Origin of the sequence: Microbacterium sp. LWO14-1.2, from assembly GCF_038397715.1 — a bacterium.
Lineage (GTDB): Bacteria > Actinomycetota > Actinomycetes > Actinomycetales > Microbacteriaceae > Microbacterium.
Genome location: NZ_CP151633.1, coordinates 769,475 through 787,243, shown reverse-complemented (window position 1 = coordinate 787,243; position 17,769 = coordinate 769,475). Strand labels below are relative to the sequence as shown.

The following is a 17,769-nucleotide window of genomic DNA, read 5'->3' as shown; positions in this document are numbered from 1 at the left end:
GTCCAGGCCTCAGTGTCCTCGGAACTCCGGGCGGCGCTTCTCCTGGAAGGCGGCGAAGCCCTCGCGGTAGTCGTCGGTGTCAGAGAGCGCGGCCTGAGCGGCGTTCTCGACGTCGACGGAGTCCCAGAGCGCGAGCCGCTCGTCACGGATGCGGGCGACGAGCTGCTTGCTCGCGAGGAACGCCGCGGTGGCGCCGCGGGCGGCTGCGGCCGCGGCATCCGTCGTGGCCTGCACGACCTCGTCGTCGGGGAACACGCGCGAGAACAGCCCGGCGCCGACCGCCTCCGCTCCGCTCATGAGCCGACCCGTGTAGATGAGGTCGAGGGTGCGGTGCGCTCCGAGGCGGTCGACGAAGAGGGCATGCCCGCCGGAGTCGAGCGTCGCGCCGAGCGCCGCGAACGGCGACCCGATCTTCGCGGACTCGGCGACGTAGACGACATCCGTGGCGATGAGGAGTCCGAGACCGACGCCGAGGCACGCGCCGTGCGCGACCGCGAAGGTCGGGGCGGGGAACGTCGACATGCGCTGCAGCAGCGGCGTCACGAGGCCGCCGAGGTAGCCGATCACGTCGTCGTCGCGGGGGTCGACGCGCGAGATGTCCCGTCCGGCGCAGAAAGCGCGCCCCTCACCGCGCAGGATGAGCGCGCGGACGCCCGACTCCTCGGCGTCGTCGTAGGCGCGCCCCAGGTCTCGCAGCGCCTGCTCGTCGAGCGCGTTGAGCGTGGACGGCGCGTTCAGGACGATCGTGGCGACATCGTCTGCGATCCCGAGTTCGATCACCTCATGCTCCTTCTGACACGTCGGCTCACACGTCGTAGTCGACGACGACGCGTTCGCTGGTGGGGTGGGACTGGCAGGTCAGCACGTAGCCGCGCTCGAGCTCGTCTGGTTCGAGCGCGTAGTTCTCGGTCATGGTGACGCTGCCCGCCAGCACGCGCGCCCTGCACGTGCCGCACACGCCGCCCGCGCACGCGAACGGTGCATCTGGGCGTACGCGCAGCGCCGCGTTCAGCACGGACTCGTGCGCGTCGACCGGACTCTCGACGGTCGACGACACCCCGTCGAGGGTGACCTCGATGCGCACCGTCTTCTCTCCGGCGCGCACGTCGACCGGCCGCGCGGTGCGGACCGGCTCGTCTCCGGTCGTGAACAGCTCGAATCGCACGTGCTCCTTCGCGACCCCGACGTCGGCGAGCACGTCTCGGCAGAGGTCGACCAGTGCGAGGGGCCCGCACAGGAACCACTCGTCGACGTCGGCCGGGTCGATGAGCGAGGAGAGGATGGTGCGCAGCCGCTCCTCGTCGAGTCGCCCGGAGAGCACGGGGGCGGTGCGCTGCTCGCGCGACAGCACGTGGTGCAGCGTGAGCCGGGTCGGATAGCGGTCTTTGAGGTCGGCGAGGTCCTCGAGGAACATCACGTCGACCGTGGCCCGGTTCGTGTAGAGGAGCGTGAACCGTGCCGTGGCCGACCGGCCGAGTACCGTGTGCGCGAGAGCCATGAGGGGTGTGATGCCGGAACCGGCGGCGATCCCGACGACGTGCCGGTGATCGAGGTCGTCGAGGCCCGAGGTGAACGTGCCCTGCGGGCTCATGACGTCGATCTCGAATCCCGGATGCAGTCCGGTCTGCGCCCACGTGGAGAACAGGCCGCCCTCGTCGCGCTTGACGGCGACGCTCAGCCGGGTCGGTGCGCCGGCGGCCACCTGTTCGGGCGTCCGCTGCTCCGGTGGTCGGCACAGCGAGTACGAGCGTCGCACGTCGACGCCGTCGAGCGTCGTCCGCAGAGCCACGTACTGGCCGGGGAGATGGTCGTAGTCGTCGGCCAGCTCGGCGGGGACCGCGAACGTCACCTCGACGGCATCGTCGGTGAGCGGGCGGACGCTCTCGACCGCGAGAGTGTGGAACGTCGCGCGCCGGCGAGCAGGGGGCCGGTCTGCGGATGCCGGGCGCGGCGCCGCATCGGTCCGCTGCGCTTCGTTCGATGCAGGACGCGTCGTGAACAATCCCATCAGTGCACCCCGCTCATCAGTGCACCTTGAAGTGATCGAAGGGTTCGAGGCAGGCGCGGCATTCGAACAGCGCTTTGCACGAGGTCGATCCGAAGCGGGAGACCTCGCGGGTGTCGAGCGATCCGCAGCGCGGGCACCGCACGCTGATCGCGAGGCGGATGGGTCCGGACGAGACGGCCGCGCGTCCGGAGGGCGGGGCGATGCCGTAGCGTTCGAGCTTCTGCCTGCCCGCATCCGACATCCAGTCCGTGGTCCACGCGGGCGAGAGCACGAGTCGGACGTCGACGCGGGCGGCTCCCGCCGCGGTGAGTGCGAGGATGACGTCGTCGCGGATCGTGTCCATGGCCGGGCAGCCGCTGTAGGTAGGCGTGATGTCGACGCGCACGGTCTCGCCGTCGATCTCAACCGCGCGCAGCACGCCGAGGTCCTCGATCGTGAGAACCGGCACCTCGGGGTCGGCGACGCCCGCGGCGATCGTCCACGCGTCGTCGCGGGAGAGGGAGCGTGCGTCGCGCAGGGTCACCACGACGCCCCCGGATGCCGTCGCGCGAGCACCTGCATCTCGGCGAGCAGATGTCCGAACGGCGTCGCATGCGCACCGCGGCGCCCACCCGCGGACGAGGCGGCGGTGGAGGGCGTCTCCAGCTGAGCTTCGGCGAAGACGGCGTCGATGACCTCGTCGAAGCCCGCCCGCAGGGTCGAGGGGCGGACGACGGTGTCGCCGAGGCGCTCGACGAGGTCGTCGTCGCGGAACAGCTCGTCGACGTACGGCCAGACGTCGCCGATCGCGCGGATCATGCGACGGCGCGACTCGTCGGTGCCTCCGGCGAGCCGCAGCACCCATTGCACGGAGTGGTCTCGGTGGTAGTCGACCTCCTTCAGCGCTTTCTCGGCGATCGCGGCGAACGTCTCGTCGGTGCTGGCACGCAGTGCCGCGTACAGCTCGAACATGTAGGTGGAGACGACGAACTGGCGTGCGATGGTCTGTGCGAAGTCGCCGTTGGGCTGCTCCACGATCCACGCGCAGCGGAATTCCGCCTCGTCGCGGAAGAACGCGAGGTCGTCCTCGCTGCGTCCGTCCCATGATCCGGCGTAGCGGAGGAAGGAGCGCGCATGGCCGAGAAGGTCGAGCGCGATGTTGCCGAGCGCGACGTCCTCCTCGAGCTCGGGCGCGCGGGAGATCCAGGCGCCGAGCTGCTGGGAGAGGATGAGGGCGTCGTCGCCGAGTCGGAGCGCGTACTCGGCGACGTCGGCGGATGCCGCGACCGCGCCGCTTCCGGAGAGCTCGGCGCTCAGGCGCAGTTCGTCGACCGACACGTCTCCGTGGATGTCGTCGTGGTGCGCTTCGTCTCGCTCCGCTCGCTCGTCGACCGACACGTCTCCGTGGACGTCATCGTGGTGAGTTTCGTCTCTCTCCGCTCGCTCGACGACCGGGAGGGTGGCGTCCGGTTCCGTGCTCACAGGTGCGGCACCCCCTCGGACGCCGTGTAGTACACGGCGTGCCGGTAGTTCTTGCCCGCGGCGCTCTCGAAGTACGCGCCCTTCGCGTCGGGGTCGCTCGTGGTGATCGCGTCGGCGGGAACCGCCCAGATCGACACGCCCTCGCCGCGCCGCGTGTAGAGATCGCGCGCGTTGCGGATCGCCATGTCGGCATCGGGGGCGTGCAGCGAGCCGACGTGCACGTGGCTGAGTCCGCGGTTCGCCCGCACGAAGACCTCCCAGAGAGGCCAGGGCTCGTGCTCGTCGTGCCCGGGGGTCGCCATCATGCCACCGCGCGATCTGCTGCGGCCTGCTTGCGGGCGTACTCCGCTGCGGCCTCCCGCACCCACGCGCCCTCCTCGTGGGCGGTGCGGCGTCGTTCGAGACGCTCGGCGTTGCAGGGACCGTTACCGCGCAGGACCTCGAAGAACTCGTCCCAGTCGATCTCGCCCATGTCGTAGCGCCCCGCCTCCTCGTTCCACCGGAGCTCGGGGTCGGGCAGCGTGACGCCGAGGATCTCGGCCTGCGGCACCAGCATCCCGATGAATCGCTGCCGGAGCTCGTCGTTCGAGAAGCGCTTGATCTTCCACGCCATGGACTGCGCGGAGTTGGGGGACTGGTCGTCGGGCGGGCCGAACATGGCGAGGCTCGGCCAGTACCAGCGGTTCACGGCATCCTGCGCCATCCGGCGTTGCTCGTCGGTGCCGCGCATGAGCGACAGGAGGATCTCGAAGCCCTGGCGCTGGTGGAACGACTCCTCTTTGCAGATGCGCACCATGGCGCGGCCGTACGGGCCGTAGGACGCACGGCACAGCGGCACCTGGTTGCAGATGGCCGCTCCGTCGACGAGCCATCCGATGGCGCCCATGTCGGCCCAGGTCGGCGTGGGGTAGTTGAAGATCGAGGAGTACTTCGCCTTGCCGCTGATGAGCTGGTCCATCATGGCGTCGCGCGTGATGCCGAGCGTCTGCGCGGCGGAGTAGAGGTAGAGGCCGTGGCCGGCTTCGTCCTGCACCTTCGCCATGAGGATCGCCTTGCGCTTCAGGCTCGGGGCGCGGGTGATCCAGTTGCCCTCGGGCTGCATGCCGATGATCTCGGAGTGCGCGTGCTGGGAGATCTGACGGATGAGGGTCTTGCGATAGGCGTCCGGCATCCAGTCGCGGGGTTCGATGCGCTGCTCGTTCGCGATGAGCTCGTCGAACAGGCGCTGGTGATCGGACGTCTCCTCGATGAGGGAGAGGTCTGCGGGGCTGGTCATCATCGACTCCTCCGTGCGACGGGCCTGACGATCGCTCTTTACTGACCGATCGTTAGGTTATTCTGACACACGGTGGCGATGTCTTCAAGACGGCCGCTGTCCGAGCGCCCGGGTGCGCTCAGCGAGAGCGCGAGACGAGTTCGAGGAGCGCTCGCCCGTACGCCTCGGCCGGCTCGGGATGCTCGAACGACCGCGCCTCGCCGGCGATCTCGACGTCGACGCGGAACGAGTCCTCGAGACGCACCAGCGCACGGAAGGTCCCGCGCAGCAGCTGCCGGAGCTGATCCTCGCGCGGCAGCCAGACGGCGTCGGCGAGCGTCACGGCGTCGAGCGCCCACTCGGTCGTGCCGTTGAAGGCGAGGTCGGTGCCGCTCGGCGTCTGCCGCGCCTCGATCGTCATCGCGCTGACGGTGAAGACGTCGGCCTCGGCTTCGAGCTCGATCTCGTCTGGCAGATCGAGCTGGAAGCGGTCGCCCTCGGCGGGGTGCCAGCCCAGCCCGGCGTCTCGGAGGCGGACGGCGAGTTCGCGGGAGATCATGTCCTCACGCTACCGGCGTTGCCGGAGGCTGGCTCCGCTGTGGGCAGCTGCTGCCGGTCCGGGCAGCTGCTGCCGCTGCGGCCGGTGGACACCGGGATGGATCCCCTGTAGACGGACGGACGGCGGATGTCCGACGCCTCGGGCAGAGTGGAGGCATGACTTCCCCCGCCGACACCGCGTACCCGACCGTGTCGAGCGACGGCATCCGAGATCAGGCGCTCGCCGCGCTCCGCGAGCTGGTCGGTCGTTCCGACGCCGACTTCCACGACGGGCAGTTCGAGGCCGTCGAGGCGCTGGTCGACGGGCGTCGCCGCGCGCTGGTCGTGCAGCGGACGGGATGGGGCAAGTCGGCGGTGTACTTCGTCGCGACGCTGCTGCTGCGACGCCAGGGCGCCGGGCCGACCGTGCTGGTGTCGCCGCTGCTCGCGCTGATGCGCGACCAGATCGCCGCGGCGGAGCGCGCGGGGGTGCGGGCGGTCGCGATCAATTCGACCAACGCGCATGAGTGGAGCGACGTGCTCGCACAGCTCGACCGCGACGAGGTCGACGTGCTGCTGGTGTCGCCGGAACGGCTGAACAATCCGTCGTTCCGCGAGCAGCAGGTTCCGACGCTGGTGCAGCGCATCGGCATGCTCGTCGTCGACGAGGCGCACTGCATCAGCGACTGGGGTCATGACTTCCGTCCCGACTACCGGCGGCTGCGCGACCTCATCGCGCAGATGCCGACGGGAGTCCCCGTGCTGGCGACCACAGCGACGGCGAACAGTCGCGTCGTGGCCGACGTGGCCGAGCAGCTCGGCAGCCTGACGCACGGTTCTCTTCCCGACGCGTCTCCGTCCGAGCCGGTCCTGACGATCCGCGGGCCGCTCGCCCGCACCTCGCTGCGCCTGGGCGTGCTGCGGCTGCGCGACTCCGCGAGTCGGCTGGCGTGGCTGCTCAGCCATCTCGACGATCTGCCGGGGTCGGGCATCATCTACACGCTCACGGTCGCCGCGGCGGTCGACACCGCGCGACTCCTGCGTGAGCACGGGCACGACGTGCGCGCGTACACGGGACAGACGGATGCCGAGGAGCGCGAGGAGTCCGAGGGGATGCTGAAGCGCAACGAGGTGAAGGCCCTCGTCGCGACGAGCGCCCTGGGGATGGGCTTCGACAAGCCCGACCTCGGCTTCGTCGTGCATCTTGGAGCGCCCTCGTCGCCCGTGGCCTACTACCAGCAGGTCGGGCGCGCCGGACGAGCGAGTGACAGCGCCGACGTGCTGCTGCTGCCCGGTGTCGAGGACCGCGACATCTGGCATTATTTCGCGACGGCCTCGATGCCGGATCGCGAGCGTGCCGAGCGCGTGATCGGTGCGCTCGGCGACGTGCCGATCTCGACACCGGCGCTCGAGGCGATGGTCGACATCCGCCGTACGCCGCTCGAATTGCTGCTCAAGGTGCTCGACGTCGACGGGGCGGTGCGGAAGGTGCAGGGCGGCTGGATCGCCACGGGCGAGCCGTGGACGTACGACGCCGCCCGGTACGAGCGGATCGCGGCGGAGCGCGTGGCCGAGCAGCAGCACATGCTCGACTACGAGCAGACCGACGGGTGCCGCATGGAGTTCCTGCAGCGGGCGCTCGACGACGACACAGCGGCGCCGTGCGGCAGATGCGACAACTGCGCGGGGGTGTGGTTCCCGCAGGAGATCGCCACGCAGGCCGGGGCCCAGGCGGCCGAGTCGCTCGACCGAGTCGGGGTGCCGATCGAGCCGCGGCGCGCCTGGCCGACCGGCGCCGACCGGCTCGACGTCCCCGTGCGCGGGCGGATCGCCGCCGAGGAGCAGGCGGACGAAGGTCGAGCGCTCGCGCGCCTGACGGACCTCGGGTGGGGCGGTGCCCTGCGTCAGGTGTTCGCCGCCGGTGCTCCCGACGCCGCGGTCACGCCGCAGCTGCTCGACGCCTGCATCCGTGTGCTCGCCCGCTGGGAGTGGGGTGAGCGGCCGGTCGCCGTGGTGGCCATGCCGTCACGGTCGCGTCCGCTGCTCGTCGACTCGCTCGCTCGGGGCCTGGCCGAGGTCGGTCGTCTCCCGTATCTCGGCGCGCTCGAACCGGTCGGCGGTGGGCCGAGCGGCCAGGCCGGAGGGAACAGCGTGTTCCGCCTCGCCGGCCTCTGGGGCCGACTCAGCGCCGAGCATCTCGACATGCCGTCGGGCCCGGTCCTCCTCGTCGACGACCTCGTCGACAGCCGATGGACCGTGACCGTGGCGGCGCGTGAGCTGCGTCGCGCGGGTGCGACGGCGGTGCTTCCGTTCGCGTTGGCGCTGCGCGGTTGAGTCCGTGACGGTGGCGGCGCGTGAGCTGCGTCGCGCGGGTGCGACGGCGGTGCTTCCGTTCGCGTTGGCGCTGCGCGGTTGAACCCGAGCCGGTGCGGCGCACACGCCGGCATCCCTCGTCTTCTCTGCTCGACCGTCGCTATTCCTCGACGGGGGCGAGGCGCGGCGGCCAGTTGGTGGCGCCGAGCTCGCGGGAGATGTTGCGGGCGGTCTCGCGCAGCGCGTCGAGCACGCTGTCTGACGCCGGCGCCTGCGATGTCGGCATCACCACCGCCACCGCTGCGACGATCTCGTTCGACGCGTCGGCGACGGGCGCCGCGACTGACGCCTCGCCCAGGACTGCTTCGTCGGCCTCGACGGCGGACGCCCGTTCGGCGATCGCGGGCAGCTCCAGGGTGAGGCGTGCGATGTCGGTGATCGTGTCGCCGGTGAGGCTGCGGAGGGGCTGCTCGAAGACGGTGCGCTGGAATCCGGCGTCGTACGCGAGCAGCACCTTGCCCATGGCGGAGGCGTGCGCAGGGATGGCGACGCCTGTCTCGAGCATCTGTCGGCTGTCGTCGGGGCGCAGGTCGTGGTGGATCACCAGCACCTCGTGGAAGTGCGGGGCGCCGAGTCGTACCGGAAGGTTGGTGCGGCGTGCGAGCTCCTGCGTCCAGCGCATGGCCCGTGCGCGCACATCGAGGGTGTCGAGATACACGTTGCTGAGACGCAGCAGCGTCGGCCCGAGCATGTAGCGCTGGCCGCCGCGCTCCTTGGCGACGAGGCCGTGCTCCCGCAGCGACTTGACGATGCCGTGCACGGTCGACGGCGGCAGTTCGAGGGCCGCCGCGAGGTCGGTGATGCCGAGGTGTCGGGCGCCCTGCAGCAGCTCCAGCACCTTCGCGGCTCGATCGATCGCTTGGATCATCCCGTTCGCTCCGTTCCGCAGGCGACGTCCGTGTGTCGTCCTGTCGCGGGTTCTGCCTGGATCATCCGTCCTCCTCTCCCTTGACATGAGGACTCTGCCCGAGCATATTCGACATTGACGAATAACTTTCCGATTTTGTCGGGAAGATCGTGCGGCCGAGATCAAGGGAGATCCACCATGAAGAAGCTCATCAACGCTCCGGAAGACGTGCTCGTCGAGTCGCTGAGAGGAGTGGCGCTCGCGCATCCCGAACTCTCGGTCGATCTCGAGACGCACGTCATCACCCGCGCGACGCCCAAGGCGCAGGGCAAGGTCGCAGTGGTCTCGGGCGGTGGCTCCGGGCACGAACCGCTGCACGGAGGCTTCGTCGGCGAAGGCATGCTCGACGCCGCCGTCGCGGGCGAGATCTTCACCTCGCCGACACCCGACCGCGTGCAGGCGGCGACCAAGGCCGTTGACCGGGGCGCGGGAGTGCTGCACATCGTGAAGAACTACACCGGCGACGTGCTCAACTTCGAGATGGCAGCCGAGCTCGCGTCGATGGACGGCATCGAGGTCGGCACTGTGATCGTCGACGACGACGTCGCCGTGCAGGACTCGCTGTACACCGCCGGCCGGCGTGGCGTCGGTCTCACCGTGCTGCTCGAGAAGCTCGTCGGCGCTGCCGCCGAGGAGGGCCAGGATCTCGCGTCGGTCGTCGACCTCGCCCGGCGCATCAACGGTCAGGGGCGCTCGATGGGAATGGCGCTCACTAGTTGCACCGTCCCCGCCGCGGGCAAGCCGACGTTCGATCTGCCCGACGATCAGATGGAGATCGGCATCGGCATCCACGGCGAGCCCGGTCGTCACCGCGAGCCCCTCGCCCCGGCATCCGAAATCGCCCGTCAGCTGGTCGAGCCGATCGTCGCCGACCTCGACCGCACCGGGCCCGCGATCGTCATGGTGAACGGCATGGGGGCGACGCCGCAGATCGAGCTGTATCTGATGTACGCCGAGGTCGCCGCCCTGCTGGAGAAGGCGGGAGTGCAGATCGTGCGGAACCTCGTCGGCAACTACATCACCTCCCTCGACATGGCCGGGTGCTCCGTGACGGTGCTGGCCGCGGACGACGAGCTCCTGCGGCTCTGGGACGCTCCGGTGAACACCCCCGGACTCCGGTGGGGGGGTGTGACCCGATGACCGACACGATCGACACGGCGACGCTCGTCGACTGGATCACCCGCTTCCGCGACGCGGTCACTGAGAAGCGCGAGTGGCTCACGGAACTCGACTCGGCGATCGGCGACGCCGACCACGGGGCGAACATGGCACGGGGAATGGCAGCGGTGGTCGAGAAGCTCGACGCCGGTGCGCCCGCCACCGTGGATGAGCTGCTCAAGAGCGTGGGGATGACCCTCGTCAGCTCGGTCGGAGGGGCGAGCGGCCCGCTCTACGGCACGCTGTTCCTGCGGATGGGCATGACGGCGGGCGCCGTGACAGAGCTCGACGCCGCGGGTCTCGCTGCCGCACTGCGCGCGGGGCTCGACGGCATCGTCGCCCGTGGCAAGGCCGAAGCGGGCGACAAGACGCTGTTCGACGCGATGTCTCCGGCCGTGGATGCGCTCGACGCGGGTGTCGCGCGCGGTGCAGGACTCGCCGATGCCGCGGCTGCGGCGGCCACCGCCGCTGCTGCGGGTCGAGACGCCACACTCCCGCTCGTCGCACGCAAGGGGCGGGCGAGCTACCTGGGGGAGCGGAGCGCCGGTCACCTCGATCCGGGCGCCGCGTCGGTGACGCTCCTGTTCGACGCCCTGGCCGCCGCGATCGCCGGCTCGTCCTGATGATCGGCGTCGTCGCCGTCTCCCACAGCGCTCGGCTCGGGGAGGCGGCCCTCGAGCTTGCCCTGCAGATGGTCCCCTCGGGCGGCGCGCAGGTGCGCGTCGCAGCCGGAGCCGGGACGGATGCCGACGGCTCGCCCGTGCTCGGCACCGACGCCGTCGCTGTCGCGGCGGCGATCGACGAGCTCGCGGAGGACTGCGACGGCGTGCTCGTGCTCATGGATCTCGGCTCGGCCGTGCTGAGCGCGGAGCTCGCGCTCGAGCTCCGCGCCAGCGACGTTCCCGTCCGGTTGGCGCCCGCGCCTTTCGTCGAGGGTCTGCTCGCCGCGGTGGTGTCGGCGTCGGCCGGGGGCGAGTTGGATGCCGTCGCCGCCGAAGCCGCGGGGGCGCTCGCCGCCAAGACGGGGCAGCTGGGCGACGACCTCGCGTCGGCCGCCGACGCGGCCTCGGCCGCGGCCCCCGACGCGGCGCCGGGCCCAGCGCCGGGCGCGGACTCCGATGCGGCCCCGGGCGCGGACTCCCGACGCTCCGCATTCAGCCGCACTGTCCGGGTGCGCAACGCCCTCGGCATCCATGCGCGTCCCGCCGCGCTGATCGCCGAGGCGTCGGCCGGGGCGGTCGTGCGGCTGCGGCGGCTGCCCGACGGCCCCGAGGCCTCGGCGGCGAGTCTGTCGCGCCTGCTCGTGCTCGGGGCGCGTCATGGCGATGAGGTCGAGCTGACGGCGGACGGTCCGGGGGCCGAGGCCGCACTCGACCGGGTCGCTGCGCTGTTCGACGACGGGTTCGGGGAGGGCACTTCTTGCGCATCCGCATCCGAACCCGCCGAGCCGCCGGCGTCCACGAGGTCCGACCCCTCCGTCTCCGCCACCTCCGCGCCCGACCCGAGCTCCACGACCGTCGCTCCGGGGGCCGTGCTACGGGGTCGGGGTGTGAGTCCGGGCGTCGTCTCCGCGCCGGTCGTGCTGCTCGGCGCACCGCTCGTCGAACCCGACGGTGCGGTGACCGTCGCGCCGGCCGACCGGGCCGCCGCGGTGTCGGCGATCGAGTGGGCGGCGGTCGCCGTCGCCGACCAGCTGCGCCGTCGCACCGACGCTGCGAGCGGTGAGTCGCGGGCGATCCTCGACGCGTCGCGTCTGCTGGCCTCCGACCCCGAGCTGGTCGCCGAGGCGACCGCGCTCGTCCAGGCGAAGGGCCGCACCGCTCCCCGCGCTGTCTGGGAGGTGGGCAGTGCGCACGCGCGAAAGCTCGCGGCCCTCGGCGGCCGGATGGCCGAGCGGGTCGCGGACGTGCTCGACGTCCGCGACCGGATCATCGCCGAGATCCTCGACGTGGATCTGCCAGGCGTGCCGGAGCGCGACGAGCCGTTCGTGCTCGTCGCACGCGATCTCGCGCCGGCCGACACCGCTGCTCTCGATGGAGGCAACTGCGTCGCCCTCGTCACGGAGGACGGCGGTCCGACCTCCCACACAGCGATCATCGCGCGCTCGCTCGGACTGCCGGCGGTGGTCGCCGCAGCGGGAGCCACCGGCATCCCGGCGGACTCCGTCGTGCTCGTCGACGGCGACCGGGGGACGATCGAGGTCGAGCCGTCCGCCGAGGTGGTCGAAGCGGCGCGGGCGGCATCTGCGGTGATCGCCTTCGACGGTCGCGGCGCTCTCGCCGACGGGGAAGTGCTCCCGCTCCTCGCCAACGTGGGCGGCGCCGCCGACGCGGAGACCGCAGCCGCAGCCCGCGCTGAGGGGGTCGGGCTGTTCCGCACCGAGTTCTGCTTCCTCGACCGCGCTGACGCGCCGAGCGTCGACGAGCAGGTGGCCGCGTACCGCGCGGTGCTCCGGCCGTTCGCGGGGTGCCGAGTCGTGGTGCGCACGCTGGATGCCGGGAGCGACAAGCCCCTGCCGTTCACCGATCCACAGCCCGAGGAGAATCCCGCGCTCGGTGTGCGGGGGCTCCGTCTCGCCCGGCGTTCGCCGCAGCTGCTCGACGACCAGCTGCGGGCGCTTGCCGCCGCCGCTCGGCAGGAGTCCGCGCACGTCGAAGTGATGGCGCCCATGGTGGCGACCGTCGCCGAGGCGCGGGGCTTCGTCGAGCGCTGTCGCTCGGCCGGCCTCGAGCGGGTGGGCGTCATGATCGAGACGCCGTCGGCGGCTCTCCTCGCCGCCGAGCTGTTCGCCGTCGTCGATTTCGTGAGCATCGGCACGAACGACCTGGCGCAGTACACGATGGCCGCCGATCGTCTTCTCGGTGAGCTGGGTGATCTCAACGACCCGTGGCAGCCCGCCGTGCTGCGGCTCATCCACGCCGTGGGGCAGGCGGGCCGCGCCGCGGGCAAGCCGGTGGGCGTGTGCGGAGAGGCCGCGGGCGACCCGGCGCTGGCTCCGGTGCTCGTGGGATGCGGGGTGACGTCTCTCTCGATGTCGTCCCGCGGGCTGGGGCGTGTGGCGGCGGCGCTTGCGGCGGTCACGCACGAGGACTGCCGTCGGGCGGCGGAGGCCGCGTGCTCGGCATCCGGGGCGGAGGAGGCCCGGGCTGCGGCCCGCCGCGTGCTCGCGAATCCGGAGAATCCTCTTTACTAACCGATCGTTCAGTTAGTATGGTCGGGTCGGATGCTGCGGCATCCGGCTCGACGAGGAGGTCGACATGGCAGAGACGCGCACCGCTGAGCAGACCGTGGCAGGGGCACCGCCCGTCCCGGGACCCGATCTGCCGCCGAACCGGGCGATGATGCAGCGCGATCGCGCGTCGGCATCCCTCGGCCTGGTCGTCGTGCGAGACGATCCCGGTCACGCGGTCGTGTCGATGCTCGTGCGCGACGACATGACCAACGGATTCCGCATCACGCACGGCGGGTTCGTGTTCGCCCTCGCCGACACGGCGTTCGCGATCGCCTGCAACGAGGACGACCGGGTGACGGTCGCCGCGGGTGCCGACATCTCGTTCCTCAAGCCGACGGCGGCCGGTCAGACCCTGACCGCGACCGCCGTGCGACGCTCCCGATCGGGGCGCTCCGGCATCTACGACGTGACCGTCGTCGATGAGCTCGGCGACACGGTCGCCGAGTTCCGTGGGCGCTCGCGCACCACCTCGCAGGCCTTCTGACCCGTCCCTCTGATCCCCGCCCGGAGCACTCATGTCGATGACGACCGAACCCGCCACCGGATCATCCGCGTCCGCGACTTCCGTCCGTCCGCCATCCGCGGATGAGCTCGACGCCGAGGAGCGCATGAGCCGTCCCGAGATCGAGCAGCTGCAGCTGGCCAGGCTGCAGCAGACGGTTCGGCACGCCTACACCAACGTGCCGCTCTATCGGCGCACCTTCGACGAGGCGGGCGTGCATCCCGATGACATCCGCACGCTCGCGGACGTCCAGCGGCTGCCGTTCACGACGAAGGCGGATCTGCGCGAGACCTATCCCTTCGGCATGTTCGCGGTGCCGATGAGCGACGTCGCCCGCATCCACGCGTCCAGCGGAACGACGGGGCGTCCCACGGTGGTGGGGTACACGTCCGGCGACCTCGACCGCTGGGGCACGCTGGTGGCGCGGTCGCTGCGCGCGGCCGGTATCCGGCGCGGCATGAAGGTGCACAACGCCTACGGGTACGGGCTGTTCACGGGCGGCCTCGGCGCGCACGCCGGTATCGAGGCGCTCGGTGCGACCGTCATCCCGGTCTCGGGCGGGCAGACCGCGCGGCAGGTGCAGCTGATCCGCGACTTCGAGCCGGATGCGATCCTGTGCACGCCCAGCTACCTGCTGACCATCGCCGATGCGATGGTGGCGCAGGGCATCGATCCGCGGTCGACGTCGCTGAAGGTGGCGGTGCTGGGAGCCGAGCCGTGGACGAACGAGATGCGGCGCGAGCTCGAGCAGCGGCTCGACATCGACGCTCTCGACATCTACGGGCTGAGCGAGGTCATGGGTCCGGGGGTCGGCAGCGAGTGCCTGGAGGGCAAGGACGGACCGCACCTGTGGGAGGACCACTTCCTGCCCGAGGTCATCGATGCCGAGACCGGCGCCGTGCTGCCCGACGGCGAGCTCGGCGAACTCGTGTTCACGTCTCTGACGAAGGAGGCCTTCCCGGTCATCCGGTATCGCACGCGCGACCTCACCCGGCTGCTCCCCGGCACAGCGCGGCCGGGGATGCGGCGCATGGAGAAGGTCACCGGGCGCAACGACGACATGATCATCGTGCGGGGCGTCAATCTCTTCCCGACGCAGATCGAGGAGCTCGTGCTCGGCATCGAGCAGCTGACGCCGCACTTCATCCTCGAACTCACCAAGGACGGGCGGATGGATGCTCTCACGGTGCGCATCGAGCGTCATCCCGAGCTGTCGGTCGAGACGTGCGAGAGCGCCGCGGAGGTTCTCGCTCAGCGCATCAAGGTCTTCATCGGGTCGACGGTCGCCGTGCGCCTCGAAGAGCCTGGCGCGCTGCCGCGCAGCGAGGGGAAGTACAAGCGGGTCTACGACCTGCGCTGAGCGTCTGGATGTGTGCCCGGCGCGCTGCCGCGCAGCGAGGGGAAGTACAAGCGGGTCTACGATCTGCGCTGAACGTCTGGATGTGTGCCCGCCGTGCGCTTCGCGCCTGATCGGTCCGCGGGTGGGAGACTGAGTCGTGATGTCCGAGATGCAGAGTGCGCGACGCGGTCGCCCCGGTTATGACCAGCAGGGGATCCTCGCCGTCGCGGTGGCCGCGTTCAACGAGTACGGATACGACGCGACGTCGATCGGCATGCTCGCCGAGCGCCTCGGGCTGTCGAAGTCCGCGATCTACCACCACTTCGGTTCGAAGGACGAGATCCTCGATCGGGCGCTGGATTCGGCGCTGAGCAGTCTCGAGGCTGTGGTCGAGGAGCCGACGGCAGGGGCGAGCTCGGCGGCCGACCGACTGGAGCAGGTGCTGAGGGGCGCGGTGCACGTGCTCGTCGACCAGCTGCCTGCTGTGACCCTCCTGCTGCGAGTGCGGGGCAACACCGAGGTCGAGCGCACGGCGCTGTCACGTCGGCGCACTTTCGACCGTCGGATCACGGCGCTCGTGACGGCCGCGCAGGACGAGGGGGCTCTGCGCGACGACATCGATGCGAGCGTGGCGTCGCGCCTCACGTTCGGGATGATCAACTCGATCGTGGAGTGGTACCGCCCCGGCGGGCGGGAGGGCGCCGACCGCCTGGCCGACGACGTGGTCGCGATCGCGCTCGACGGTCTGCGCAAGCGCTGACCGGGAACCAGCGCCGGCGAGCGCTGACCGGGAACCAGCGCCGGCACGCGCTGACCGTCGACAGCGCCGGCGAGCGCTGACCGGAACCCAGCGCCGTCTCCGCAGAGACCGGCACTGCGTCTCGTACTCCGCCGCCGCTTACGCTGCGTCCCGCTCCTTCGCGACGAGGGTCAACACGTCGTAGGTGGCGACGATCTCGTCATCCTGGTTCTTGAGCACGGCGTCCCATCGCACCTCGCCGTACTCGTCGGTCTCGCGAGGGGTGATCTGCTTGGCGGTGAGCTCGACGCGGATCTCATCGCCCGGCGACACGGGCGTCACGAACCGCAGGTTCTCGAGGCCGGAGTTCGCGAGCACGGGGCCGGGTGCGGGGTCGACGAAGAGTCCGGCGGCCCACGACACCAGCAGGTATCCGTGCGCCACGCGTCCGGGGAAGAAGGGGTTGGCGGCGGCGGAGGCCTCGTCCATGTGGGCGTAGAAGGTGTCGCCGGTGAACGCCGCGAACGTCTCGATGTCGTCGAGCGTCACGGTGCGGGAAGCGCTGGCGACCTGGTCGCCGATGTGCAGCTCGGCGAGCGACTTGCGGAACGGATGCACGCCGTCGCTGTCCTGGTACGGACGCGCTGCCGCACCCTGGTGCCACACTCCGGTGAGGGCGGTCATCATCGCGGGCGACCCCTGCACGGCGGTGCGCTGCATGTGGTGCAGCACGGCACGGATGCCGCCCAGCTCCTCGCCGCCGCCGGCGCGGCCCGGCCCGCCGTGGACGAGGTTCGGCAGCGGGGAGCCATGACCGGTCGAGCTGCGGGCGTCGTCGCGGTCGAGGAACAGGACTCGGCCGTTGTACGCGGCGATGCCCGATGCCAGCGTCACGGCCACCTCGGGGTCGTGCGTGGCGACGCTGGTGACGAGCGAGCCGCCGCCGCGGGCGACCAGCGCGCTGGCCTCGTCGAGCGAGTCGTAGCCGATGATGCTCGACACCGGGCCGAACGCCTCGATCTCGTTCACGGCGTCGCTCTCGGCATCCGGGAAGCGCAGGAGCATGGGCGAGACGAACGCTCCGTCGGGAGCTGCGCCCTCACTGCCGTCGGCGCGGCGCACGGTCGGGGCGTCGGTCGACCCGACCACGAGCTCGCCGCCGCCCGCGCGCAGACGCTCGACCTGACGCAGCACCTCGTCACGCTGTGCGGTGGAGGCGAGCGGGCCCATGGTCACGCCCTCGGCACGGGGGTCGCCGATGACGATGCGCTCGGCGAGCCGGGTGCGCACGGCGCCGATCACGTCGTCGACGAGCTCCGTCGGAACGATCGCCCGGCGGATCGCGGTGCACTTCTGTCCGGCCTTGCTCGTCATCTCGGCGACGAGCTGACGCACGTAGGCCTCGAACTCGGGGGTGCCGCTGACGGCATCGGTTCCGAGGACCGAGGCGTTGATCGAGTCGGTCTCGCTGGTGAACCGCACGCCGCCCGTCTGCACGGCGTCGTGAGCGCGGAGGCGCTCGGCGGTCGAGGCGGAACCGGTGAAGGCGACGAGGTCGCCGAGCCGCAGATCGTCGAACAGGGTCGGCACGCTGCCGGAGACGAGCTGCAGCGATCCCTCGGGGAGCAGGCCGGACTCGACCATGATCCGCACCATGGCCTCGGTGAGGTAGCCGGTCGGCGTCGCGGGCTTCACGACCGTGGGCACTCCGGCGAGGAACGCGGGGGCGAACTTCTCGAGCGACCCCCAGACGGGGAAGTTGAAGGCATTGATCTGCACGGCCGCTCCACGCAGGCGCGTGTAGATGTGCCGCCCGATGAACGACCCGTCTCGGGAAAGGTTCTCGACCGGGCCGTCGACGTACACCTTCGCGTTCGGCAGCTCGCGGCGGCCCTTGCTGGAGTAGGCGAAGAGCACGCCGATACCGCCGTCGATGTCCACCCAGGAGTCCTGCGAGGTCGCGCCGGTGCGGCTGGAGATCTCGTACAGCTCGGACTTGCGCTCGGTGAGCGCGAGGGCGAGCTGCTTGAGCCGCACGGCGCGCTGGTGGAAGGTGAGCTCGCCGAGGGAGTCCTGGCCGGTGCTCCGCGCGTACGCGAGGGCGGCGCCGAGGTCGAGTCCGTCGGTCGAGACGCGGGTGACGACCTCGCCGGTCGACGCGTCGCGGACCTCTGCGGCGTCGGTCGCATCCGTGGGGGTCCACCACGCGCCCTGCACGTAGCTGGGCAGGATGTCGGTCATCTCTCGTCCTTCCGTCG

The 17,769-nt window shown here is 71.1% G+C and carries 16 protein-coding genes; 7 read left to right on the top strand and 9 right to left on the bottom strand.

Going from position 1 to position 17,769, the window contains the following annotated elements; translation table 11 throughout:
- Nucleotides 1–9 precede the first annotated feature (9 nt).
- The 7 genes from MRBLWO14_RS03840 to MRBLWO14_RS03810 all read right to left on the bottom strand — a co-directional run bounded on the left by MRBLWO14_RS03840 (nt 10) and on the right by MRBLWO14_RS03810 (nt 5,283).
- Nucleotides 10–780, bottom strand: a complete 771-nt coding sequence (locus MRBLWO14_RS03840) for an enoyl-CoA hydratase-related protein (protein ID WP_341935140.1) — start codon at nt 778–780, stop codon at nt 10–12.
- Between the two features lie 25 nt (nt 781–805).
- On the bottom strand, nt 806–2,008 hold the full coding sequence (gene paaE, locus MRBLWO14_RS03835; protein WP_341935139.1) for a 1,2-phenylacetyl-CoA epoxidase subunit PaaE: 1,203 nt from the start codon (nt 2,006–2,008) through the stop codon (nt 806–808).
- Nucleotides 2,009–2,024: 16 nt separating this feature from the next.
- A complete protein-coding gene (gene paaD, locus MRBLWO14_RS03830; protein WP_341935138.1) occupies nt 2,025–2,531 on the bottom strand; it encodes a 1,2-phenylacetyl-CoA epoxidase subunit PaaD in 507 nt (168 codons plus the stop codon).
- A complete protein-coding gene (gene paaC / locus MRBLWO14_RS03825) occupies nt 2,528–3,310 on the bottom strand; it encodes a 1,2-phenylacetyl-CoA epoxidase subunit PaaC (protein ID WP_341936158.1) in 783 nt (260 codons plus the stop codon). The genes paaD and paaC overlap by 4 nt, the downstream gene beginning before the upstream one ends.
- Before the next feature lie 155 nt (nt 3,311–3,465).
- Nucleotides 3,466–3,771, bottom strand: coding sequence for a 1,2-phenylacetyl-CoA epoxidase subunit PaaB (gene paaB / locus MRBLWO14_RS03820; RefSeq protein ID WP_251586091.1), 306 nt, complete (start codon nt 3,769–3,771; stop codon nt 3,466–3,468).
- A complete protein-coding gene (gene paaA / locus MRBLWO14_RS03815) occupies nt 3,771–4,745 on the bottom strand; it encodes a 1,2-phenylacetyl-CoA epoxidase subunit PaaA (protein WP_341935137.1) in 975 nt (324 codons plus the stop codon). Before paaA ends, paaB begins: the two co-directional genes overlap by 1 nt.
- A gap of 118 nt (nt 4,746–4,863) precedes the next feature.
- On the bottom strand, nt 4,864–5,283 hold the full coding sequence (locus tag MRBLWO14_RS03810; RefSeq protein WP_341935136.1) for a pilus assembly protein CpaE: 420 nt from the start codon (nt 5,281–5,283) through the stop codon (nt 4,864–4,866).
- 155 nt (nt 5,284–5,438) lie between these two features.
- Here MRBLWO14_RS03810 and MRBLWO14_RS03805 point away from each other — a divergent pair, with 155 nt between their 5' ends.
- Nucleotides 5,439–7,595: a DEAD/DEAH box helicase gene (locus MRBLWO14_RS03805; protein WP_341935135.1), complete on the top strand. Its 2,157-nt coding sequence runs from the start codon at nt 5,439–5,441 to the stop codon at nt 7,593–7,595.
- Between the two features lie 139 nt (nt 7,596–7,734).
- On the opposite strand, the gene MRBLWO14_RS03800 is transcribed toward MRBLWO14_RS03805, so the two are convergent.
- The gene (locus MRBLWO14_RS03800) at nt 7,735–8,502 is read right to left on the bottom strand and encodes an IclR family transcriptional regulator (RefSeq protein ID WP_341935134.1); all 768 of its coding nucleotides are present in this window, start codon (nt 8,500–8,502) and stop codon (nt 7,735–7,737) included.
- A gap of 177 nt (nt 8,503–8,679) precedes the next feature.
- On the opposite strand from MRBLWO14_RS03800, the gene dhaK reads away from it, so the two are divergent.
- From dhaK to MRBLWO14_RS03770, 6 genes are all read left to right on the top strand, one after another.
- Entirely contained in the window at nt 8,680–9,681 is a 1,002-nt protein-coding gene (gene dhaK, locus MRBLWO14_RS03795; RefSeq protein ID WP_341935133.1) for a dihydroxyacetone kinase subunit DhaK, read from the top strand.
- Nucleotides 9,678–10,322 carry a dihydroxyacetone kinase subunit DhaL gene (dhaL, locus tag MRBLWO14_RS03790; protein ID WP_341935132.1) on the top strand — a complete coding sequence of 215 codons (645 nt, stop codon included), beginning with the start codon at nt 9,678–9,680 and terminating at the stop codon, nt 10,320–10,322. The genes dhaK and dhaL overlap by 4 nt, the downstream gene beginning before the upstream one ends.
- Nucleotides 10,322–12,892: a phosphoenolpyruvate--protein phosphotransferase gene (gene ptsP / locus MRBLWO14_RS03785; RefSeq protein WP_341935131.1), complete on the top strand. Its 2,571-nt coding sequence runs from the start codon at nt 10,322–10,324 to the stop codon at nt 12,890–12,892. The genes dhaL and ptsP overlap by 1 nt, the downstream gene beginning before the upstream one ends.
- A 145-nt stretch (nt 12,893–13,037) precedes the next feature.
- Nucleotides 13,038–13,415 carry a hydroxyphenylacetyl-CoA thioesterase PaaI gene (gene paaI, locus MRBLWO14_RS03780; RefSeq protein WP_341936157.1) on the top strand — a complete coding sequence of 126 codons (378 nt, stop codon included), beginning with the start codon at nt 13,038–13,040 and terminating at the stop codon, nt 13,413–13,415.
- Between the two features lie 124 nt (nt 13,416–13,539).
- Nucleotides 13,540–14,793, top strand: a complete 1,254-nt coding sequence (gene paaK / locus MRBLWO14_RS03775; RefSeq protein WP_341935130.1) for a phenylacetate--CoA ligase PaaK — start codon at nt 13,540–13,542, stop codon at nt 14,791–14,793.
- A 139-nt stretch (nt 14,794–14,932) separates the two neighbouring features.
- Nucleotides 14,933–15,532: a TetR/AcrR family transcriptional regulator gene (locus MRBLWO14_RS03770; protein WP_341935129.1), complete on the top strand. Its 600-nt coding sequence runs from the start codon at nt 14,933–14,935 to the stop codon at nt 15,530–15,532.
- A 138-nt stretch (nt 15,533–15,670) separates the two neighbouring features.
- On the opposite strand, the gene paaZ is transcribed toward MRBLWO14_RS03770, so the two are convergent.
- Entirely contained in the window at nt 15,671–17,752 is a 2,082-nt protein-coding gene (gene paaZ, locus MRBLWO14_RS03765; RefSeq protein WP_341935128.1) for a phenylacetic acid degradation bifunctional protein PaaZ, read from the bottom strand.
- Nucleotides 17,753–17,769: the final 17 nt, after the last annotated feature.